Here is a 22,890-nt window from a genome sequence, read left to right on the forward strand (position 1 = left end):
GGCCGAACGCGACCTGCAACGCTATTTCGGCGTCACCCCGCCATCCGTCCACCAGATGCTGCTCACGCTCGAAAGCAACGGCCTGATCCGCAGGCAGCCACGCATCGCACGCAGTGTCGAACTACTCATCCACCACAACTGCCTGCCAACATTGCAGCCAAACCAAACCGTCAAATCCTCTGTGCAGAGGTACTAGCTGGACGGTTGCTTGACTTTCGACCGAACACTGTCAACCAACACGGCAAAACTTGCGGACATGTTGTTGCCGCTCAGGGCCGCCTGCAGGCGCTCGCTGCCGTAGCGCAGAATGGCCTCGATATCCGCGCGAGCGATATCGCCACAGACGACCAGGGCATAGGGCGACAGCCCCTTCATAAAGGTCACGCGGGCTATGACTTGTTCGGCTTCATAGGGCATGAGCGCCTGAGCGAGTGTAAGCTTTTGCTTGAGACTCGGCGCATCCTCCGCAATATGGCTTGAGATGACCGCTTCCCGCAGCCAGGCATTGCCATCGGCGGGCCGGCATCGAATCATCCGCTGGGTGAATGATTCCACGGCCATATGGACGTTGGCCCATTCGTCATAGTCGCGAACGATATTCAAACTATCAAGCCGGTGCAGCAGGATCGTCAGCGCCGGCCGCAGGATGTCCCCTCGGCAATCCACGTCGAACGATTCGGCGAGGATAGAGTCCGCCTGCGTTTTCAATACCGCCGGAGGCACTGTCGTTCCAAAGTCGAAGGCTGCTGCGACCGCGAGCATCACCCCGTGCCGTTCGTCTTGCACGCTCAAATTCACGGCATAGACCGCGAATGCAGCAAACACACAAGCCGCAAACCAGCGCGGCAGCATTATTCCTGCGGCGAGGCGTAAGGAAAAAGCCGATCGCGGCTGGTCGTTCGCAAGATGTTGTCTCGGCATTGGTTCCGGTGACACGCGGCAAGCCCATCTGAGTGCAATATCAGTTTGCTACCAGATGGGCCAAGCGATTGAAAGCTTTAGATCGGGCTCAGGATGTCCGCGGTGCCGCTGAACGGATTGGTGGAACCGAACGAATAGGTTCCTGTTGTCGTCGGCAACGGGCCATCCTTCGCATGATAGGTGTTGGTGTTTTTCGGGTCCTGACCTGTGGACGTGTCGCCTCCCCCGAGAGATCCTGGCCCAGCGCCCGGACCGACAGATGCGACGTTGATCTCCTTGGAGGCCGTCTGGAAGGTCGAAGCAAATGCCGGATCACCGAAACCAGCCACGAATGTCTGGATGGAGAGCACATAGTTCTGTGCGTCGTCACCGCCGATCAGGCCGCAGTCGTGGACGACATTGGCAAGGCCCGCTGCAATCGCCGCGCGCTGGAGACCATTGGCAGTCTTGGTCAATGCGCTGAGTTTTGCAAACGTGTCGCTGCTTGACTCGGCAAGCTCGCGCACACGGGTGATGAGGGGCAAACCGCCTGCTTCGTTGTCAGTCAGGAGAGACCCCGGCGCATTCAGGAACGCACTTATGTCGGCGTCTGAAAGCTTCTTCGCCGGCGCAAGGCAGACGACTGCCTTGACGGGTTTGGACGACTGCTCGGCTGCCGCGGTGCCGGCAAACGCGACTGAACAAAACGCGCCAAGAACGAACGCTACACCAGGAACGTAGTATTTTTTTAACATCGCCAGTCTCATTTCCGACACATCGTTTACGTTGTTTATGCTTAACATATTCCTATCGACCCCACAATATTGCCGCCAAACCATCGAAAAATATAGTTTACGCGACAGCGTGCCTGCATGGAAAAACATCAGGAATCGACGTGGTTGGGTGTATTTTAGAGATATCGCAGATAAAGCAGCGATCCCGAGTTGGACAGATGTCCACAAATGAGACATCAGACAGAGTATAGAAGACGGGCAGGTAAGAACCCGCGAGCAAAAGCTGTCGATCTCGACCAGCTTAGCGGCCGCCAGCGCCAACGGTTACCGGACACGCATGGACGAATGTACTCAGCTGTTACGCAGGGGCGAGCCCCTGCGGAACAGCTGCGTATCAGATCGAGATGTTCGAAGCGTTGCTGCTTGCGGCTTACGCGTTAATTGCCCAAATCCTCGATGGCATTTTTGGCGCTGTCCGCATTTTCGGGCACCGCGGCGGCGGTCACCGAAGTGTTGTAGACAAGGTTCAGGAACTTGGTGAACTCGACCGCGTCGGCATTGCCGACGTAGATGATGTCCTTGTCCTTCATCTTGAACTGCTGGATCGCGAAGAATATCGCCGGGTCACGCATATTTGCCTTGAAAACCGTAGGAACCGCGACGCCGGTAAAGTGGCTCACATCCACGCCCATCTTGGCCAGGGTCTCACGCGGCACCATGCGATAAAGGAAAACCTGCGCCGGATCGGCACGCTCGTCGACCAGGCCACCGGTTTTTGCGATCGCCTCTCCCAAGGTCAGGTTCGAGTCGTCAAAGTCGATACGCCCAGCCTGCTGCGTCGCGCCAAACACCAGATAGGTGCGACGCTCGCGGTTGACGTAAACGGTATCGCCGGGATGGACGAAGATGTTTTCGCGGGGATTGTCGATCAGAGTGCGGAAAAGAACCGTTCCCTCGCGGCCGTGACGTTCAACCGTTACATAGGTTTCGTACTGGGAAGCAGTCAGACCGCCCGCACGAGCGATGACATCCAAGACGCGCTCGCCGGCAGGGCTGAGTTCAAGTTGTGCCGGGGCGTTGACGTCGCCAAGCACGGAGATATTGGTCGATCGGCTGGCGGTCGTGGTGATGACCACCTGGGGTTCGATAGCGCGGTTGGCAAGGCGCTTTTCGATATCGGTCTGAACTTCGCCAACGGGGCGACCCGCGGCCCGGATCGCGCCCGCATAGGGAACGGAAATCGTTCCATTCCTGTCGACCGTCTGTGCCGGCAGCGTAATGTAGTTGCCGGGACGAGCTCCCGCATCGTCAGGGATGAAGAGGCCACCGGCCTGCGCTTCGAAGATCGTAACCTCAACCACGTCACCGATCCCGAGCGGCGTGAGCGGCGCACTACCCCTGCCGCCACCGAAGCCCTTCTCAAGCGAATTCAGGATCGAATAATCGAAATAGGTCGCGACCTGCTTTGTGATATCGACCAGTGCATAATCGATGCCGACCTTCTTGTTCAGCGCGGTAAACTTGGTGGTTGCCTGACGCTCGATGGCTCGATGCGCCGGCCCGGAGGTGGGCAGCACGGTGCATGACGTCATGGCGACCGACGCCGCAACTGCAACGGAGCACCTCAGGTAAAACTTGATCATACGGCTGCGCCCCGAAAGAGTTTGTCGCATATCATACACAGCCCGTTCCCTTCGAATTTCTGCAGACTTCGTTGCATATGACTCATTTTGTGACGATAGTAAAAGATGGTTAACTGCCGAAAGGCCTCATCACAAATCGGCAGCCTGTTGCAGGAATGCAACGTCTTCATTCGGCTTGCTTTTTCATCACCAAGCGTCGGAAGCTCAGCCCGCTTATCCGATCGTGAATTACCCCGGCCTATACCGCGAGGCGTGCGCGCGCTCGAAGTATTATCCGAAAAAACCCTGAACATAGACAGTCTAATCCCATCGTCCGCGTTTACCCTGCTGCAACACCGATTACGAAACAATTACAGCAGGCGGGAGAGAACTTCCAAACCGCCTTGCGGCGTCGCCCCTTTACGAAAACTGGTAAACAAATGCTTCACCTCGATTGCGTCCATTGTCGGGTCGGCGGTTTTGCATAATCCCCTGCTCCGCGTTGATGACCAAAGGACACCGCGACCACGGCGCCCATGAATGCAGCGAACACCGCCGCTACGCCGGGATTTTGTATCGAGAAGTCAACCGTATTGTGGACCAGTTGCAGCAGCAGCACGGCAAGGCCCGACGCCGGAATCCAGCGCAGGCGTCTTCGTATGCGCACGCCCTTCACGAGGATGACAAGCAATGTACCAACCACCGCCAGAAGCATGACGACAAAGGGAAGGCCGACGGTGATCACGCCTTCCAGGTAAAAATTATGCGCCAGGAGAAGCACTCCGTCCATGCCGCAGGCCGGATTGCGGAAGGCAGGGTAGACGTCCGCGAAAGTCCCAAGACCGGCGCCGGTCGGCCAGAAGTGTTGCGCCATTACGAGGAGGCTTGGAAAGAAGCAGAACCGCAGATCATCCCCGCCGAGCGTCAGCGTGCGGAACATAAGAACGCCGGTGAATAGAAGAACCAGCATCAGGAGCCCACCGACGACGGCCAGCAGGTAGAGCAGTCTGACGAGCCTTCCGGTGGATGCCTGCTGGCTCGTCCGCGACCGACCTGTCACACCCTCTGACAGACCGAGAATGATGACCAGCAGCAGAATGGAAACGAATGTCGACGCTGCCCCGCCTCGCGACTGGGTCAATATGAGGGCTGCAAATTCGAACCCTGCGGCGATCAGGAGCGCAATTGCAAGAAACGCGTCCTTGGTCCGGGTGCGGCTCGGCGCCTTTAGAAGCCACGCGACAAAACTCCTGAAACCTGCCGCCTGGACATAATGATATGCGAGGCCGATCGTGAGAATCAGGATCAAGCCCAGATAGGTGGCCGCGGTGTTACGATTGACGAATACCGTTGTCAGGTCATGGAGGTAAAATTTCTTCTCGTCGAACATCAGCATATTCGGCGCGAGGTAGAACTGCAAAAGGCCGAATATCGTGATGGCAATCCCCGTCGCCGTGATCGCCCGGATGAGATTAAACGCAGCGTAGTCACTGCTGCATAGGAGAAGCGCCGAAACGAAGACGGCAAAGGGCAACAGCGCCGCAATCAGTGCCGCGCGCGAATCACCGGGCGCAACTGAGATGTAGCTCTGACTTTCACCATAGATTGCCTGCACGTCGCCCCAAAGCGGGTTCACCAATGACATCCCGCCAAGATCGATTGTCTGAACACCTGTCCAAACAATAAGCAGTGTTGCGACGGCAATCGCTGTCCACAAAGGAACTTTCACCACCGACGACAGAGGGGCGAGAATGGCAGCCACAGCCGCCAGACCGTAGATGACGATGGCTATATGGTGCAACTGAACGAAATTGACGGAGCCTGATGGCAGCAAGATGAGGAAGAGTGCGAAATATAAGACCCAGCGAAGGAAATTCGGTACAAACGATCTGCCCGTAGAGATCGATTCTCCACGGGATGGATCAGCACTCAAGCGACGGTAGTCCGATACCATTGTTCGTATCCTGGGCGTATTCGGGCGATGTATTAAAGCCAATCGATCCAATTTACCAGCGCGAGAACAGCTTGCGCACAGCTCGCTTATGATAGACGGCAAGAACAATGAGCGGCGTCTGCCATGCGGCGGCAACGCAATGCTTTTCACGGTATCTTCTGTATTAACAGCAGTGGTCTCAAATGCTCTGATCGGATACACATTTCATACCGCAGTGCAGCAAACTTTAACATTTTTGTCATTTTCGAGCACAGTGCGGACCTTCGGCTTGGACGCTTTCAAGACCATTCCTCCTCGCCGGGTCGCCGATACGCCAATTCGAAATCTAACAAAATTTCTTTTTATTTCAACACGTTGCCATAATTCGTCACATCAATTGACTATATGCGGCAGATCGTACTGGAAATTTCCGTCAGTTTAATTTAAATTGTTCGCACCTGCGAATATTGACCATGCTCGTCGCCATCAATGAACTCGAAGGGGRTACGAATGCCTCATCTGGAAGGAACCCTCAGCTTTCTCGAAGTTCTTTCGACCGAGAATGCTGCGCAAGGGAATTTTTCCCGAAAAAGCCAGCTGATCCTGAAGCGGCTGCTGGATATTGTGGTTTCCGGCGCCGCGCTCGTGGCTCTTGCGCCGTTCCTCGCGACATGCGCTCTGCTGATCAAGCTCGAAAGCCCCGGACCTGCGATTTTCCGGCAGACGCGCTGGGGCCAGGGCGGCAGACTGATCACCGTCTATAAGTTCCGGTCGATGTTCAACGACAAGGGAGACAGGTCGGGCGTGCAGCAGACTGTCGCCGGAGACGCGCGCATCACGCGGGTTGGTGCGTTCCTTCGCAAGACCAGTGTCGACGAGTTGCCGCAACTGTTCAACGTGCTGAAGGGGGATATGTCCCTGGTCGGGCCGCGATGCCATGCCGTCGGCATGAAGGCAGCGGGCATGTTGTACGAAGAACTCGTGCCTCACTATCACTGGCGCCATCTTATGCGGCCTGGAATTACCGGACTGGCGCAAATGCGCGGCTGGCGGGGCCCCACCGATACGACCACAAAATCGCGGGCGCGTATCGCTGCAGATCTGCGCTACGTCGAGAACTTTTCGCTGTGGTTGGACATCAAGATCATCTTCGGCACGATTACCAACGAACTGTTCAACAGTTCCGCCTTTTGAAGGCGAGGCGCTCGGCAATCCTCCCGAGCGATAAACATACCAGCAACGACGTGTCGAACCACTACACCACTGCACGCACCGCTCTTGCCTGCTTGAGCGGCGCGAAACGTGACTGAGTGCTGCGTCGCTGACACGGCTCTGGAAAAAGTCCTGAACAAAAAAAGCGCGGCATGGAGATGCCGCGCTTTTATCTATCCAGTAGGACCTCTGGTGACCGGACATCCGCGGACTTCAGTCCCTGTCGGCGCCATCCCAGTTGGCCTGAATTCCCTCAGTCAAGCTGCTGTCGCGTTTCGGCAGAAGCAGCCTGATGTGAATTCGATCCCGCATATAGGGCACCAGATGCGGCGAGAAGCATTGATGCGAAGGCGAGCGATTTCGTCAACGTGCCGAAGCTGCGGCGCTTCTTCGGCTCTTTCACGGCATGTCGCCGAATATAGTTCGTGTAATATATGCCGGGCGACTCTGCTTCATGGAGGTTCTTAAATACGCCATCCGGTACATTTTCATGCCAGACCGAAGAACCGGAATGGAACCAGACACATAATCTCTGAGTGCTCCTGTAGTACGCGGCCGAGGCAATAAGATTCGATCGGATCTGTACACACTCCATCACGAGCTCCTTGTTATACAGCCAGACTTGGTCTGAGCATATTTAGGTCGCATCTTGACACGCTAGGACACCATCCCAGCGGCCTGTTCAAAAAAACCTCCCATGATACTGGCATCCGACCATGACTTAGGCGCGCTCATTCTCCGATGAGGCAGCCTCGAAAGCTGTCGTGGTCCGGCACTTAGGCCGTTCGAATCGACTGCTCTCCCGTGTGAGGCGATCGGACCGAACATGGTTAGGTAAAGCCTAAATAAGGCGACATTGCAACGCACAATATTGTGCCCCGCAGGGTAAAAAGCCCCTACTTGACGTGAAACGAGGAGCCTGCCAGCCGATAGCGCGTAGCGTGCTTCGCATATGTACGAAGCCAAGTCGCGCGCTTTATCTTACCTCTTCGCCTTTGCGCATGCCGTTCTCCCGAAACCGAGGAGTGCTCAGACCGCGTGCTGACAGGCCTCATGGCGACTTGCGCAATACGCGATCTGGACTGCCTGCCTTTCTATTCTGCCCTTGTTTTTAGTCCGCCTGACAGAACCGATTGCGCCATCTGTCGGCAACGGTTCGACGCCTCGTCCTGGGTCGCGTCCGCCCTTACCGTTCCAACCACGCCACGTCAGGCGCTCTGCAGACGTGGAACCACCGCCGGATCGAGATGTGGCGCCACTCAAGCCAAGTTGCGTCCCACGACAATACCGAAGAGCCACGCAAGGCCTTAGCAATAGGACGGAAAACTCCGCTACATCAGGGCGTTACCCGCTCTAGGCCTACTTTGAGTTCTCCTGCAGCCACTGCTTTTCTAATTAACACGCAAGATAATCTTCAAGACCTTCGAATTAACCCTAGATTACGATTGAACAGTAGTTTTACAAAAAATCTACTCTACTAGAATCTCGTTTTGGGAAGAAAATGCTGCAATTTTGGTCACCCGACGTCGCAATTATGTAAACATCGATTAATAAATCGGCGATTAACCATTACCTGTGCCGAAATCGTACAGATATATTTATATTCGTCTCTAATTTGCTTCGTTGCCAACTATATTACCCGCATTGACTTCGTTTGTTTATTCAAAATAATTACCGAAAAGTAAACAACGTACGAGTATCCCCAATGTTGCGTACACTGTCTCTGGTCTTATGGCTGGCCGCCGCCGCGATTATTTCCATTCTGGCATTCCAGCCGGTAGGCTCGGACGTTCAGCTGATTGTCTCGACGCTAACCATCATCTTTCTCTATGTCATCACCCGCATCAGCAGTAGAGGTCCGTGGCGATATATCGCTTTGGCGACCACCAGCATCATTGTGCTACGCTATGTTTACTGGCGCACGACAAGTACTTTGCCGCCGATCGATGATCCGGTCTCCTTCATCCCCGGCATCATTCTCTATATTGCGGAAATGTTCTGCATTTTCATGTTCTTCGTCAGCGTCTTCGTCGTTTCCGATCCGATCACGCGCAAACCGCCGCGCGAGCAGGACGACAAGGACCTGCCGAACGTCGACGTTTTCGTGCCTTCCTATAACGAGAGCAAGGAAATCCTGTCACTGACGCTTTCCGCAGCTGCGGCAATGGACTATCCCAAGGACAAGCTTCACGTCTATCTGCTGGATGACGGCGGCACGGACCAGAAGCGCAACAATTCCGATCCCGAAATTGCCGAGGCCGCCAATGAGCGCGCCCGACAGCTCAAGCAGCTCTGCACCGATCTCGGCGTCAACTATCTGACCCGCGCCGAAAACGTCCACGCCAAGGCAGGCAACCTCAATTCAGGCCTGGACAATTCCAGGAGCGAACTGGTCGCCGTCTTCGATGCGGACCATGCGCCGGAAGCGGGCTTCCTGAAGGCGACCGTCGGTTACTTCGCCGACGACCAGGACCTGTTCCTGGTGCAGACGCCGCACTTCTTCGCCAATCCCGATCCGGTCGAACGCAATCTCGGCACCTATACCCGGATGCCCGCCGAGAACGAGATGTTCTACACGATGATCCAGAAGGGTCTCGACCGCTGGAACGCGGCTTTCTTCTGCGGTTCGGCCGCCGTGCTGCGCCGCGAGGCGCTGGAAGAAGTCGGCGGCTTCTCCGGCATCACCATCACCGAGGATTGCGAAACCGCGCTCGAACTGCATTCGCGTGGCTGGAACAGCGTCTATGTCGACAAGCCGCTGGTCACCGGGCTGCAGCCGGAGACCTTTTCCAGCTTCATCGGACAGCGCTCGCGCTGGTGCCGCGGCATGATCCAGATCCTGTTGCTCAAGAACCCGCTGTTCAAGCAGGGCCTGACGCTGCCGCAGCGCATCAGCTACATGTCCAGTTGCTTCTATTGGCTGTTTCCGCTGGTGCGCCTGTCGTTCCTGCTGGCGCCGATCCTGTTCATCATCTTCAACCTGAAGATCTTCAACGCTTCGGCTGACGAATTCCTGTCCTATACGATCACATATCTGGTCGCGTCGGAAATCCTGCGCAACTACCTCTACGGGCACTACCGCTGGCCATGGATTTCCGAAGTCTATGAATATGCCCAGTCGATCTTCCTGGTTCGCGCCATCATCAGCGTCATCCTCAACCCGCACAAGCCGACCTTCAACGTCACCGACAAGGGTGTGTCGCTGACCCAGCGGCAGCTGTCGAACCTGGCCTGGCCGTTCTTCGCCATCTTCGCCGGCCTCGCTTTCGTGCTCTATATGGGGATCCATCGCTACGAGACTGAACCGGCCCTCGGCGACCTGATCCTGATCACCGGCGCCTGGAACCTGCTCAACCTGATCATTGCCGGCGCCGCCCTTGGTATCGTCACCGAGCAGCCGATCGATCAGGACGGCATCAGCCTGCCGCTCAGTCAGGCAGCCGAACTGCGCCTGACCGACCGCACCGTGCCGGTGACCATCCGCCGCATGTCGCCGGAAAAGGCCGAGATCGAGGTGCGCCGCGGCGTCGTTGCCAACCTGCGCAAGGGCGAATATGCCCAGCTCGCCCTGGTCAATGCGCCCGCCGACCTCGCGGTCTCGCAGATCCCCGCCTTCGTCGGCAAGCCGACGACGGTCGACCAGCGCAGCTTCGCCATCGAGCTTGACGCCGAGGCGCAGCATTATGGCGCCATCGCCCACCTGATGATGCACGATCTCGATCTGCCGCGCCGCCTGCGCGAGCGTCGCCAGCATCGCCGCATGTATTTCGTCGCGCTGGTGACGCTGGTGAGATGGGCGATCGTCTGCCCGCTGCTTGCCATCGCGACCGGCCTGTCGGCCCGCTCGCAAACCGGCCGTGTCGGCCGCCGCCGCAGCGAACTGGCGAAAGCCAAAGCTGCCACGACCAACGTCTAACACCACTTCCGGATCGAGAGAAAAGACAATGTTCAAGAACCGACTTCTCGCCTTTTGGCTCGCTTCGGCAGTGACGGTTGTCGTGGGAACCTCCCAGGCAGGGGCTGCCGAGCCGGCCCCCTTCCAGTTCGACAAGCCCGCCGCACAGATCACCACGACACCGACGACGACCGGCGACACGCTGCGCAAGATCGCCGGCGACCGTTCCGACCTGTTCTTCGACGGTGAATACCAAAGCCGCAGCCTGCCCTTCTTCGCGCTGCCCGACGAAGCCTCGACATCGGCCAGGCTGGTGCTGACGATGCAGACGGCGATTTCCGTGGCGCCGGAAGATTCCGAGATGAAGATCGCCATCAACGGCACGCCGGTGGGCGCCACCGGCCTGGTCGCCGGCGATCCGCGCCGCATCGAGTTCGCCGTGCCGGCCGGCCTCATCCATCCCGGCTATAACGCCGTGTCGATCGAAGCCAGCCAGCGCCACCGCGTCGATTGCAGCGTCAGTGCCACCTATGAACTGTGGACGAAGGTCGATCCGGCCAAGAGCGGCTTCATCTATTCCGGCGTCGCCAAGCCGAGCCTGTCGCTTGTTGACCTGCTGCCGCTCGCAGGCGCGAAGGATGGCCGCACCCCGATCCGTGTGGTGATCCCGGCAGGCGCCGACATGGCCGCCTATGACCGTGCCATGCGCGCCGTCCAGGCGCTGACCATATTCGGCAATTTCAACCATCCGGCCGTGGAATTCGCCAGCACGCCCGGCACCGGCCCGGGTATCGACCTGTTCGTCGGCACCAAGTCCGAGCTCACCCTGCTGCTCGGCGACAACAGCAAGGTGCTGGCGTCGAGCGAACATGCGATCGTCGATGCCGACAGCAGCGGCGCGGAACGCAAGCGGCTGATCCTGACCGGCATGGATACGCTCGATGTCGACCAGCGCGTCAAGGAATTCGCCGCCTTCGCGCTCAACGACCGTCCGGTCGGCACGCGGGAAGGTCTCAACGCGCTGACCAACCTCAAGGGCCGGACGCTGATGCCCGGCGACAAGGTCTCGCTGAGGGAACTCGGCTATTCCGGACGGCCGTTCTCCGGCCGCTTCGAAGTGTCGCGGCTGAATTTCGCCATGCCGTCCGACTTCTATCCGGGCGACTATTCCAGCATCAATTTCCACCTGAGCGCACGCTATATCGGCGGCCTGGCGCCCGACGCCGTGCTGGTGGTCAAGGCAAATGACAAGGAAGTCGCCAATATCCAGTTGAGTTCGACGCGCGAAGGCGAAATCCGCGACCAGCGCCTGCCGATCCCGTTCAGCGTGCTGCGCCCCGGCCAGAACACGCTGTCGATCGAGGCGCGGGTGCCCTCGCGGCTCGACGCCGCCTGCGACAATGTCGACAATGCCTCGACGTCCGTGCGTATTTCGATCAGCGAGAATTCCTATCTCGATGTGCCGGACTATGCGCGCATCGGCCGCTATCCCGACATTGCCGGCCTGGCCTCCGGCCTGACGCCAAAACTTTCCGGCGCGCCGGATCCGCTGACCCATGTCTTCGTGCCGGGTTACGACAAGCAGGCGCTCAACGCCGCGGCAACCTTCCTTGCCAAGATGGCATTCTCGTCCGGCAAGGTGAAGCCGGTCGAATTCACCTCGACGCTTCCCGATCTCGACACGTCCAATGTCATCGCCTTCGGCGCCTATGACACGCTGCCCTCGGAACTGACGTCCCGGCTGAAGCTCGACTTCGTCAACATCCGCGCCACCGAAGTGGCGAAGCAAGCCCCCTTCGAGGTCGCCAGCCTCGACGGCGTGGCGCTGCCGGTGGAGAGCGCCGACGACCTGCAACGGCCGATCCAGCCGCTGTCGTCCTTTGAGAAACTCTCCGACATAGCCGACGACTTCGTCGCCAATCCGGCCGAATTATCCGGCAGGGTCTTCGACGGCATCAAGGCGAAGTCGCTTTCGGAGATGCGTAAGCTCAATCTGAAATATCTCTCGTCGCTTCTCGATCCGGGCCGCAACGAAAGCTATTCGCCGCTGTCGACAGCCGCACTCGTGGTGGCGCAGAGCGGCTCCGACCATGGCGGCGTGTGGACCGTGGTTGCTGCACGCAGCGCCGACATGCTGCAGGCCCGCACCGACGTGCTGACAGACTATAGTGTCTGGAACAAGCTCAACGGCGCGGTCCAAAGCTTTGGCGACACAGGCGAGATCCTCGATCAGAAGAGCAGTTCGAGCGAGCATCTTTTCCAGACCGAGCCGCTGACCTTCGCCAATGCCCGCCTGGTGGCCGCGGGCTGGCTCGCCAACAATGCCGAGATCTATATCGGCGCGCTGCTGGTGGCTGCGATCCTGCTCGGCATCGGCACCTTCATGGTCCTGATCACGGGACGCCGCAACCATGGCTAAGCGTATCACAAACTTCCTGATGGCCTGCGCGCTGGTGGTTCTGCCGGTCGCGCCGGCCCAAGCAGCCCAGCCCGCCGAACAGACCCGGTTTGTTCCGCAGGACTACGTGGTCGGTGCATGGTGGCTCTACAAGTCGGAATTTCTCGCCGACGGCCGGATCATCGATCGCGGTAACGGCAATATCAGCCACAGCGAAGGCCAGGGTTACGGGATGCTGCTTTCCGTGGCTGCCGACGACCGGGAGAGTTTCGAGGCGATCTGGAGCTGGACGCACAGGGAACTCTATCTCCGCGGCGACAATCTCGCTGCCTGGAAATGGGACCCCGACGCCAATCCGCACGTCAGCGACCAGAACAACGCCACCGACGGCGATCTGCTGATCGCCTGGGCGTTGATGCGGGCCGGCAAGACGTGGAACGAGCCGAAATATACGGATATGGCGCGCGCTATCGCCGGCGCCATTGGCCGTGAAGCGGTGATCGATGCCGGTGCCAACGGCAAGGTCCTGCTGCCGGCCAGCCACGGTTTTGCCGCCGGCGAACAGCCGGACGGCCCGGTCGTCAACCTCTCCTACTGGATTTTTCCTGCGATCCGCGACCTTGGCACGCTCGACAAGGATTTTCCCGCGGCGGCGCTGATCCAGTCCGGCACGATACTGATCAAGACGGCACGGTTCGGTTCGAGCCAGTTGCCGTCGGACTGGATCTCGCTCAAGGACGAACGACCTGAGCCGGCGCAGAAATTCGCCAAGAACTTTGGCTATGACGCCGTGCGCATTCCCCTTTACGCCGCCTGGTACGGCCCAGAGCAGGCGCGCCTGCTCGACCAGGTCTACGACCGGTGGAAGATCGGCGGGGTGAACGCCGTGCAAGTGGTTGAACTCGCCACCGCCGCGCCGCTGGTCGCCATGCCCGACCCCGGTTACCAGGCCGTCAGCGACCTCCTGTCCTGCAGCCTCGGAAAGACCACCGGCCTCAACGCGATCGGCGACTTCCAGCCGACCGATTATTATCCCTCGACACTGCATCTCGTCAGTCTTGTCGCTGTTTCGGAAAGGTACCCGCAATGTCTCCCAAAGCAAAATTGACGATTGTGCTCTGCGCCACGACGGCGATCTTCACGTTCAATCCGAATGTCCTGTCCCGCCTCCTGCATGTCGAAGACCACCTTGCAGCCGAGGAACTGACCCTTGATCCGAGCGCGGCCGACGGCCTGAAGGCACTGACCAACACCGCAAATACCGCGGCCGTGGACAGTACGCTTTCCAACAATGGTGGTGTGCTGACGCCGCGCGATTTCACCGGCCTTTCGCCCAACAATGTCCAGCCGGCGGCCAACGAGACCAGAGACGTCGCCCCGGGCGAAAACCCGTTTGGGACCAATGGCCAGACAACGACTCCGGTCGCCAACCGACAGCTCAATGCGGTGACCGATCCCAGCCTCAACCCGGTCGCCAATCCGGGCTCCAAGCTCGCGACACAGCCTGGCGCCTTTACGATCAAGGGTGGGCAGCAGAATATGCCGGCCAACACGGTCGCCAACCCATTCCAGCCTGCTGGTCAGCAGCAGAAGATCACCCTCCCCGTCGACGCGTCGAAGGCCAAGCCCAAGGTCGATGACAGCGCGCTACGCTATTATGCCACGACCAAAGACCTCAAGCGTCTGGGTGCCGAGATGCGCCGCCTCAAGACGCTTTATCCGGATTGGCAGCCGCCGAGGGACCTGTTCTCGCCGGTTGCAAGCCTCAGCGAGCAGCCGCTCTGGGAAATCTACAAGACCGGCAACTATGCCGCCGTCCGGGCGCAGATCGCCCAGATGCAGAGCACCAATCCGCGTTGGCAGCCTTCCGACGATCTGCTTTACAAGCTGCAGCTCGGCGAGACCCGCTCGATGATCTACCGCGCCTATGCGCAGAAGCGTTGGAACGCGGTGATCTCGGTGGCGCAGTCCTATCCGCCGATCCTGGTCTGCACCGACATGCAGGTGCTGTGGAATGTCGGCGAATCCTTCGCGCAGATCAAGGATTATGCGCAGTCCTTCGATCTCTACAAATATATCCTGACCAATTGCGACGATCCGGCACTGCGCATGGCGACGGTGCAGAAGGCCTCGCTGGTGCTGCCGGCCAAGGGCACGACGTCGCTGATCGCACTCGGCAAGGTCATGCCCGACGGCAGCCAGGAATTCGAGAATATCGGCTTCGATGGCGTGCGCCGGCAGATCGGCGAGTATATCAAGGAGGACGACATGGCTGCCGCCCCCACGGATGAGGATCTGAAGCGCTTCGTGGATTTCGTCCAGCGGACTAGCTCAGTCAATGATGCCGAAATGATGGGCTGGTTCTTCTATACCCAGCAGGACTGGCAGCTGGCGAATTCCTGGTTCATCCAGGCGGCCCAATACCAGCGCACGCCGAAGAACATCGAAGGCGTCATCCTGACGCTGCGCAACATGGAGAAGGGCGACGACGCGCTGAAGGTCGCGCGCCGCTATCTCAAGGCGTCGCCTGAGGTCGCCCAGCAATATATCGAGATCATCTCGGAGTCGCTGACAAGCAAGACGCCGACCGTGACGCTGAAGGAAAAAGAGCTCGACGACTTCGAGAAGATCGTCACCGTCAACAAATCGCCGCTCGGCGCCCAGGCGCTCGGCTGGAAATATCTCAACGACGGCGACAAGGACAAGGCGCAGGATTGGTTCACCCAATCCGTCGACTGGAAGCCGACCGAAGGCGGCGTCGTCGGCCTAGCTGTGCTCGCATCGCGCGACAAGGACTACAAGGTGCTCACCGCGATCAAGAGCGAATATGGCAAGGACTACGCCTCGCTCGACGACTTCAAGACCTACACCGCCAAGAAGTTCTACAAAGCCAAGAAGTTCAAGCGCTCCACCTATCGCGATGCCGACAACCTGGCTCCAAGGAAGAAGCACAACTGGCAGTTCCAGGCGCCGGGTTGATGCCTGGCCCGGTGAATGTCCCGCCTACACGGCCGGCGGGACAGGCGAAATAGAAGATCATTCAAGGTGTCTGTCGCATCCGGCCGCTAACGACCGGAACGGTGCGGCGCGTCATTAAAAGCGAGAAAACTCCAATGGCAAAGAAAACCCTCAAGGCGGATTGGGCCACATTCACCCAGGGCGATTTCACCATCGAGAACAATGTCTGGAACAAGGGAAGCCTGGTCAACGGCGATGACTACACCCAGACGATCAGCTTCGATAAGACGGACATAAACCACGAACTGACCTTTACCTGGAACTGGCCGAGCACCAGCCACATTCTCGCCTTTCCGGAAATCGAGGCGGGCTACAAGCCCTGGTCCCAAAACGGCAGCAACGCGCTGACAGCGAAGTTGTCGCAGATTTCGGCATTCGATGCGACGTTCGACTATGACATGAGCGGCGCCACCTCTCTCTACAATGTCGGTTTCGACATGTGGCTGACGAAGCTGCCTGGCTCCGACAGCGGCAATATCACCACGGAGGTCTCGGTCTGGACCCATCATGGCAATATCGACGTGGACGGGAAGAAAGTCGGCGTCTATCAGGACGGCGCCTTCAAGGCCAATATCTACGAGGAAAAGCATTACAGCCATCCGGGCGCCAACCAGTCCTGGGACTATATCACCGTGGTGGCGAAGAAGGACATGACATCCGGCACACTGGACATGGACCATCTGTTCGACACGCTCGTCGAGATGAAGCTCGTCAAGTCGAGCGCCTATTTCAACGGCTACGAGTTCGGCGCCCAGCTTCTCGGCGGCAAGGGCAGCCTGACGATCCATGACATCGAGCACGATTTCTCGACCGGATTAGCGCAGGCTGCCGACGTGGCGGGACATGCGCACCATGCCGATGCGTTTTTGTTCTGATCTTCCAGCCAGTCGCCGCCATCATCCTCCGGAGAATGAGTGTGAAGCATTATCTGAACCCCGCCGGGACCACGACATGGTACGCCACAGCCAGCGGCGACGACTGGATTGTCCGCAAGGGAGCCGACTTCCAAGTCTATAATGGCGACGGGATTTCCGACAGCACATCCCTGCACGACAACCGGTTCGAAGTCGACGGGCACATCACCGCGCTCGATGGGGAAGGCCTCGACATCTACGGCCATAATGCGTCGATCCTGATTGCGAGTTCAGGCTTGATCAAGACGGCGCATGGCTACGGCATCGCCCTCGAAACGACAGCCTATAGTGGGCATCTGGAAAATCATGGCACGATCACCAGCGATTTCAGCGGCGTCAGCGTGACCGGCGCGTCGCCGGTGTCGGGTCGCCGGCGGGCGGCTGAGATCGTCAATTTCGGCAAGATCACTGCGAGCGAACAGAACGGCATCTATAGCAATTCCGACGATCTCACCGTCATCAACAAGCATAGTGGCATCATCACTGGCGGCCAGTACGGCTATGGTATCACATCGGTGGAAAACGATGTTACCGTCGTCAATGACGGTACGATCAAGGGCAACTTCCAGGGCGCCATCGGCCTTGGGACCGGCAATGACCGCGTCGTCAATTACGGGCATGTGATCGGCAACATCCTGCTCAACAACGGCAACGACATCTATGTCGATGAGGGCGGTAGCGTCGATGGTGTGATCAATGCCGGTGTCGGCGCCGACACCTATATCATCCACCACAAGGGGCTAAGCCTGCACGAGGACGATTTCTCGGATATCGATACGGTCAAGGCCTCGATCAACTGGACACTGGGCGACAATTTCGAGCGGTTGGTTCTGACAGGCAACCATAAGCTCAACGGCACCGGCAATGACGACGCCGACACCCTGATCGGCAACGGCAAACGCAACGTCCTGAGCGGCCTCGGCGGCGACGATGTGCTGAAGGGCGGCAAGGGAGGCGACACGTTCGTCTTCACATCCGGCTCCGGTCACGACATGATCGCCGATTTCGGCCATGGTCACGACCACGTCGACCTAAGCGGCTATGCCGGTGTCAACGACTTCAACGATCTGGATATCGCCAAGCAGGGCCAGGATACGGTGATCACGCTTTCGGCCATGGATACCATCACGCTGAAGGATGTCGCGCCGCAGCACCTTTCTGCGGGCGATTTTCACTTTTCATAACGAACGAAGCGCGGTCACGGGTCCCTCCACCCACTGTTGCGACCCCAAGGCAGAATAGTAGGCGCCCTAAAACCGTCTTCATACGGCAATTCCTGCCTGCGCCACACTGTCGGCGGTTTTCCCGCGACACTGGCATCGTCATGAGGAGGTTTCATGCGTTTCAGGTCGCTACCATTCATCACTGTGCTTGTCATCCTGCCAGGCCTCGCCAACGCGTCGTCGGCCACACCTGAAGGCCGCTATTGCGGGAAGCTGTTTTCTGCCGGCGAGATCGTTGCAGCCGAGACCACGTTCGAATTCGGCCAAGGAGGCAGCATCAGCGGCCATTATGAATTCCGCGACGGCAATGTCGTGACGGATGGATGGCTCGAGGAGGCGGATAGAACGGCGGAGCGGACGCATTTGTTGGTATGGCATGACAGGTACGGTCAAGGCCAGTTGACGGTCACGTTCAATCGCGATTTCGAAAGCTTCGACGGCTACTGGGGCACGAATGCACCGGTGCCGGACCATATCTGGATGGGCGAGCGCTGCCAGGAGCCGACCAGTTGACACGGCCAGCGCTGCGCCTGCTGCTGCTCGTCTGGCTCACCGCCGCGGCATTTCCGGCACTGGCGGATGGCTATTGCCGAAAGCTCGCCTATCAGGGCAACATTTACACCGTCTGCGCTGTCGACCCGCGTAAAAGCACGATCCGGCTGCACGACCTCGATCCCAGGCGCCAGCCTTACAAGAGCTTCGATGCGCTGCGGGCAAAACTCTGGTCCGACGGCATTTTCATGCGCATTGCCATGAATGGCGGCATGTACCAGCCCGATTTCTCGCCGGTCGGGCTTTATGTCGAAAATGGCGTCGAGAAACAGGCAATCAACACCAATCCGGGATACGGCAATTTCCATTTGCTGCCGAATGGCGTCTTCTATCTCCTGCCCGGCAGCGCCGGCGTGATGGAAGCCAAGGCCTTTGCAGCGACAGGGATCAAGCCGGCCTTCGCCACGCAATCCGGGCCGATGCTGGTGATCAACGGCAAGATCCACCCGAAGTTCGATCCGGCGAGCACCAGCCTGAAGAAACGCAATGGCATCGGCGTCGACCGGTTGGGACGGATGATCTGGGCGATTTCGGAGGGCGATGTGCGTTTTTATGATTTCGCGACGCTGTTTCGCGATGCGCTCGGCTGCGACAATGCGCTGTTTCTCGACGGTACAATCTCGGCGCTCCATGTTCCGGAATGGCAGCGCAGCGATGCCGCCTATCCGCTCGGGCCGATCCTGACCGTCGAGATCACCATCCCGCCAAATTAGTTTGCGTGGCGGATGCGGTTGAAGACGCTGTCGAGTGCATCTGACAGTGCGCGGATGCCGCCATCGGCAGCGAAATTGGTATAGGCCTGCTCGTTCAACCCGCCCTTGGTGGAGAATTCCGACTTCAGCTCCTCGAAGGACTTTTCCGGGTGCTCGGCGGCGGAGGCGGAGAGAGCGCCGAACATCTGGTTGAGATAGGCGCGGCCGCTGTCATAAGCGAGCCCCTTGCTCTCCAGCCATTTCGTGCCGGCTTCGAGAATGCCGTAATAAGTGCCCATGAGCGCGCTTGCAGCACCCAGGAGATCGTATTCGGTCTTGCTGGCGACTTCGATCGCGGTGCCGAGCTTCGAGAAGATTGCCGCGACATCCGCATCCGGCGGATGGATTGCGGTGGCGCCGCTGAGCGTCGCCACGAAGGGCAGCGGAATCGCCTGTGTCAACCGCACCGGCGCGTTGATCCAGGTGGTCAGGCGATCGAGAGGCGTGGCGGCCACCAGGCTGACGACGTGATGCTCCGGGCGGAATGTCAGCGCCCGGACCACTTCCTCCGCGATCTGCGGCCGGATCGCCAGGAAGACCAGGTCGGCATTGTCGACGACGTCCTGATTGTCCTGGGCGACAGTAACATTGGCGCAGCGTTCGGCGAGACGTCCGGCGACCGCTTCGTTGCGCGGCGAGACATGGATCGGCGTGGCCGCCAGATCGGTCTGCGAAATTCCGGTAACGATCGCCTGGGTGATCTCACCCGTGCCGACAAAGCCTATTCTCATGTGCCAATCCCGTCCAATCCCGCGGGTTTGATAGCGGTGAGCGGAAAGTTGCGCAAGAGTTGATCAGAGCGATTTCGCCGCCTTGAGACGCCAGTACAATATGCCGCAGAAGACGAACTTCAGCGGATCATTACACCGAAACCTGGGTACCCAGTTCCACGACGCGGTTGGCGGGCAAGCGGAAATAGTCCGACGGGTCGGCAGCCGCGGCCGCGAGCGAGATGAACAGCTTGTCCTGCCAGCCAGGCATGCCCGAGGTCGGGTCGGAGATGATGTTGCGGCGGCCGACATAGAAAGAGGTGGTCATGATGTCGAACTTGAGCCCGCTCTTGCGCATATGTGCGAGAGCCTGGGTGACGTTGGGCTGATCCATGAAGCCGAAGCGCAATCGCAGCACCGAGAAGCGATCCGAAATCTTTTCGACGCTGCCGCGCTGGTCAATCGGTATGCTCGGCGTCCCTTCGGTGCGGATCGTCAGGATGATGATCTGTTCGTGCAGAACGTGATTGTGCTTGATGTTATGGAGCAAAGCCGGCGGCGTGAATTCCGGCTGCGAGGTCAGGAAGATCGCCGTGCCCGGCACCGGATAGGGACCGTGATCGCTCTTGCGCTCAATCGAGCGGATGAAATCGGCGAGCGGGATATTGGTGCGCTGCGCCTTCTCGGCGATGATCGCAGCACCCCGCCGCCAGGTCCACATCACGACGATGACCAGGCTGGCGATCATGATCGGCACATAGCCGCCGTCGAGCACCTTGAGCAGATTGGCAGACAGAAAGACCAGTTCCAGCAGGAAGAGCGGCGCCACGATGGCGAGCACGGCCGGCGGGCTCCATTTCCATTGCACGCGCAGGAAGAAATAAAACATCACCGTGGTGACCACCATCGCGCCGGTGACAGAGATACCGTAGGCCGTGGCCAGCGCGTCGGACGTCTGAAACAGCAGCACCAGCATCATGACACCGAACAGCAGCACGGTGTTGATGCCCGGCAGATAGACCTGGCCGGTCTGGGAGACCGAGGTGATCAGCACCTCCATGCGCGGCAGGAAGCCGAGATGCATGGCCTGCTGGGTGAGCGAGAAGGCGCCGGTGATCACCGCCTGACTGGCGATGATGGTCGCCGCCGTGGCCAGAAGAACTATCGGCAGCAGCGCCCAATGCGGGAACATCAGGAAGAATGGATCGGACGCATTGGCAGGGTTGTTCAGCACCGACGCGCCCTGACCGAGATAATTGAGCGCCAGCGACGGAAAAACCACGGCGAACCAGGCCCATTGGATCGGCCGACGGCTGAAATGGCCGAGGTCGGCATAGAGCGCCTCCGCCCCCGTCACCGTCAGGAAGACGGAGCCGAGCACCACGAACCCGGTAAAGCCGTGCTGGAAGAGAAAAGAAACTGCGTACCACGGGTTGACGGAGAGGAAGACCGAGGGCGCATCGAGGATATGGGCGAGCCCGCCGAGAGCCAGGGCTGCGAACCAGACCAGCATGATCGGCCCGAAGAAGGCGGCGACCGAACCGGTGCCACGCGCCTGCACTGCGAAAAGCCCTACGAGGATCACCACCGAAATCACCAGCACGAAGCGGGACAGTTCGGGCGCCACGAGCTTGAGCCCCTCGACCGCCGACAGCACCGACAGCGCCGGCGTGATCATCGCGTCGCCGAGGAAGAGTGCCGCGCCGATCAGGCCCATGGCAAGCAGGATGTTGCGAGGGGTGTGTGCGAGCTTCTTGGCAAGCAGTGCCAGCAGCGCCAGCGTTCCGCCCTCGCCCTCGTTGTCGGCGACGAGCAGGAAGGACACATATTTTATGGTGACGATGATCGTCAGCGTCCAGAGCATCAACGAGACGACGCCGATTACCTCTGATGATGAAATTCCATCGCCCGCGACCGGCCGCAGTGCTTCGCGGAAAGCATAGAGGGGGCTCGTACCGATATCGCCGTAAACCACGCCGATCGAACCGATCGACAGGGCCACGAGCTTCCTGAGCGACATCTGTTTGGGCGGATGATGGCCGGCGAGATCGGTCATGAACAGCTTTTTCCGGGGTTATGACAGGGGGCCAGATGTAGTGGCTGTATTGATGCTTCGCATAAGGTTTCGATCGGGATTATGACCGAACCACATAAGGAAACCATAAAGATTGGAAAATCGAAACCTGCGACGCCATTTTTGCGAAACAATCCCGGACGATAAGGATGCTGTGTCGAGCATGCCGGAGGCGTTTTTCAAGCCATGCAGAAGATGATGTGCCACACCGTCAGGATCGCCTTTGCGACGGCAGTTTTGCTTGCAGCACCGGCATACGGTTTCGCCGCGAATCCGTTGGCCGATGAGTACAAGGCGGGACAGGTCTTCACCGGCAAGCCGAAGATGCCGCAATTCAAAGGTCGTGATAAGGCCTACCGGCAGTTCCGCACTCAGATTCGTGACGGCCTTGCGGACGGGGTAAATTTCGCCGGCCATTACACTGTTGTCCAGTTCGGCTGCGGCGCCGGCTGTGTGACCGGTTTCATCGTCGACGATCGCACCGGCCGTGTCTATGACGCACCCCGCGGCGGCGAAGCCAACATGTATCTCATGCTTCAGTACCAGAAGGACAGCCGGTTGATGGTCGCCCAATGGGCGGATGCGAAGAACATCTGCAATCTCGAATTCCTCGAATGGGACGAAGGCAAGTCAAAGGTCCTGTCGAGCCGCAAGGTCGGCGTCACCGACGATTGCTTCAAGGATATCAAGGACAATCTCGGCAAGTGAGGGCCGGTTAGCGGCAACCAGCGTGGCCCCCAAGAAGGCAGCGCGGGTTATGCCGGGATCGGTTGAAAACGACGATCCGCCTGCCCATCTGCTTCTCGGTACCGATGCGATGCGCCTTCTTCGGCCAGAAACTCGATACGCTCACAGGGAATTCGAGGCCTGGAAGGACATGTCGGCCTCCACCGATTTCGACGCCTGCATCCTCCCAAGACTTCCACCGAGATTTCAATCAAGACATTCGAAAG

General features: G+C 58.9%; 18 protein-coding genes. 11 read left to right on the plus strand and 7 right to left on the minus strand.

The genetic code is table 11. The features are described 5' to 3' along the window. Positions 1-196 (plus strand): helix-turn-helix domain-containing protein (locus tag AC1D06_RS30675; RefSeq protein ID WP_477989733.1); only part of this gene is annotated, 196 nt, incomplete at its 5' end. Here the strand turns inward: AC1D06_RS30675 and AC1D06_RS30680 are convergent. From AC1D06_RS30680 to AC1D06_RS30695, 4 genes are all read right to left on the minus strand, one after another. Beyond that, positions 193-852, minus strand: a complete 660-nt coding sequence (locus AC1D06_RS30680; RefSeq protein WP_477884379.1) for a hypothetical protein — start codon at positions 850-852, stop codon at positions 193-195. The two genes, AC1D06_RS30675 and AC1D06_RS30680, sit on opposite strands and share 4 nt — an antisense overlap. 146 nt (positions 853-998) lie before the next feature. Beyond that, entirely contained in the window at positions 999-1,784 is a 786-nt protein-coding gene (locus AC1D06_RS30685) for a hypothetical protein (protein ID WP_477884378.1), read from the minus strand. A gap of 287 nt (positions 1,785-2,071) precedes the next feature. Continuing rightward, positions 2,072-3,226: a polysaccharide biosynthesis/export family protein gene (locus AC1D06_RS30690; protein WP_477989734.1), complete on the minus strand. Its 1,155-nt coding sequence runs from the start codon at positions 3,224-3,226 to the stop codon at positions 2,072-2,074. A gap of 475 nt (positions 3,227-3,701) precedes the next feature. Continuing rightward, complete coding sequence (locus AC1D06_RS30695) at positions 3,702-5,210, minus strand: O-antigen ligase family protein (protein ID WP_477989735.1); 1,509 nt, start codon at positions 5,208-5,210, stop codon at positions 3,702-3,704. 489 nt (positions 5,211-5,699) lie between these two features. Between AC1D06_RS30695 and AC1D06_RS30700 the strand changes: the two genes are divergently transcribed. Beyond that, positions 5,700-6,383 (plus strand): sugar transferase, encoded by a 684-nt coding sequence (locus AC1D06_RS30700; RefSeq protein ID WP_477989736.1) that lies wholly within the window; start codon positions 5,700-5,702, stop codon positions 6,381-6,383. Between the two features lie 271 nt (positions 6,384-6,654). Here AC1D06_RS30700 and AC1D06_RS30705 read toward each other — a convergent pair whose 3' ends face one another. Next, a complete protein-coding gene (locus AC1D06_RS30705) occupies positions 6,655-6,996 on the minus strand; it encodes a KTSC domain-containing protein (protein ID WP_477884372.1) in 342 nt (113 codons plus the stop codon). A 1,110-nt stretch (positions 6,997-8,106) separates the two neighbouring features. On the opposite strand from AC1D06_RS30705, the gene bcsA reads away from it, so the two are divergent. The 8 genes from bcsA (at position 8,107) to AC1D06_RS30745 (ending at position 19,114) form a co-directional block, all read left to right on the plus strand. After that, complete coding sequence (gene bcsA / locus AC1D06_RS30710) at positions 8,107-10,317, plus strand: UDP-forming cellulose synthase catalytic subunit (RefSeq protein WP_477989737.1); 2,211 nt, start codon at positions 8,107-8,109, stop codon at positions 10,315-10,317. A 28-nt stretch (positions 10,318-10,345) separates the two neighbouring features. Further along, a complete protein-coding gene (locus AC1D06_RS30715) occupies positions 10,346-12,715 on the plus strand; it encodes a cellulose biosynthesis cyclic di-GMP-binding regulatory protein BcsB (RefSeq protein WP_477989738.1) in 2,370 nt (789 codons plus the stop codon). After that, the gene (locus tag AC1D06_RS30720; RefSeq protein ID WP_477879985.1) at positions 12,708-13,802 is read left to right on the plus strand and encodes a family 8 glycosyl hydrolase; all 1,095 of its coding nucleotides are present in this window, start codon (positions 12,708-12,710) and stop codon (positions 13,800-13,802) included. Before AC1D06_RS30715 ends, AC1D06_RS30720 begins: the two co-directional genes overlap by 8 nt. Then, positions 13,781-15,673, plus strand: coding sequence for a hypothetical protein (locus AC1D06_RS30725; protein ID WP_477989739.1), 1,893 nt, complete (start codon positions 13,781-13,783; stop codon positions 15,671-15,673). Before AC1D06_RS30720 ends, AC1D06_RS30725 begins: the two co-directional genes overlap by 22 nt. Before the next feature lie 134 nt (positions 15,674-15,807). Continuing rightward, complete coding sequence (locus AC1D06_RS30730) at positions 15,808-16,587, plus strand: GH12 family glycosyl hydrolase domain-containing protein (RefSeq protein ID WP_477879989.1); 780 nt, start codon at positions 15,808-15,810, stop codon at positions 16,585-16,587. 41 nt (positions 16,588-16,628) lie between these two features. Further along, complete coding sequence (locus AC1D06_RS30735; protein WP_477989740.1) at positions 16,629-17,810, plus strand: calcium-binding protein; 1,182 nt, start codon at positions 16,629-16,631, stop codon at positions 17,808-17,810. Positions 17,811-17,963: 153 nt separating this feature from the next. Further along, positions 17,964-18,362 (plus strand): hypothetical protein, encoded by a 399-nt coding sequence (locus AC1D06_RS30740; RefSeq protein WP_477879992.1) that lies wholly within the window; start codon positions 17,964-17,966, stop codon positions 18,360-18,362. Next, positions 18,359-19,114, plus strand: a complete 756-nt coding sequence (locus tag AC1D06_RS30745; protein ID WP_477879994.1) for a phosphodiester glycosidase family protein — start codon at positions 18,359-18,361, stop codon at positions 19,112-19,114. Before AC1D06_RS30740 ends, AC1D06_RS30745 begins: the two co-directional genes overlap by 4 nt. Here the strand turns inward: AC1D06_RS30745 and AC1D06_RS30750 are convergent. Together AC1D06_RS30750 and AC1D06_RS30755 are read right to left on the minus strand one after the other, a co-directional pair. After that, positions 19,111-19,884 carry a pyrroline-5-carboxylate reductase gene (locus tag AC1D06_RS30750; RefSeq protein ID WP_477879996.1) on the minus strand — a complete coding sequence of 258 codons (774 nt, stop codon included), beginning with the start codon at positions 19,882-19,884 and terminating at the stop codon, positions 19,111-19,113. The two genes, AC1D06_RS30745 and AC1D06_RS30750, sit on opposite strands and share 4 nt — an antisense overlap. Before the next feature lie 130 nt (positions 19,885-20,014). Then, a complete protein-coding gene (locus tag AC1D06_RS30755; protein WP_477879998.1) occupies positions 20,015-21,919 on the minus strand; it encodes a potassium transporter Kup in 1,905 nt (634 codons plus the stop codon). Between the two features lie 204 nt (positions 21,920-22,123). Here AC1D06_RS30755 and AC1D06_RS30760 point away from each other — a divergent pair, with 204 nt between their 5' ends. Then, the gene (locus tag AC1D06_RS30760) at positions 22,124-22,645 is read left to right on the plus strand and encodes a hypothetical protein (protein WP_477880000.1); all 522 of its coding nucleotides are present in this window, start codon (positions 22,124-22,126) and stop codon (positions 22,643-22,645) included. Positions 22,646-22,890: the final 245 nt, after the last annotated feature.

This window comes from Rhizobium sp. P2_G2 (genome assembly GCF_056403555.1).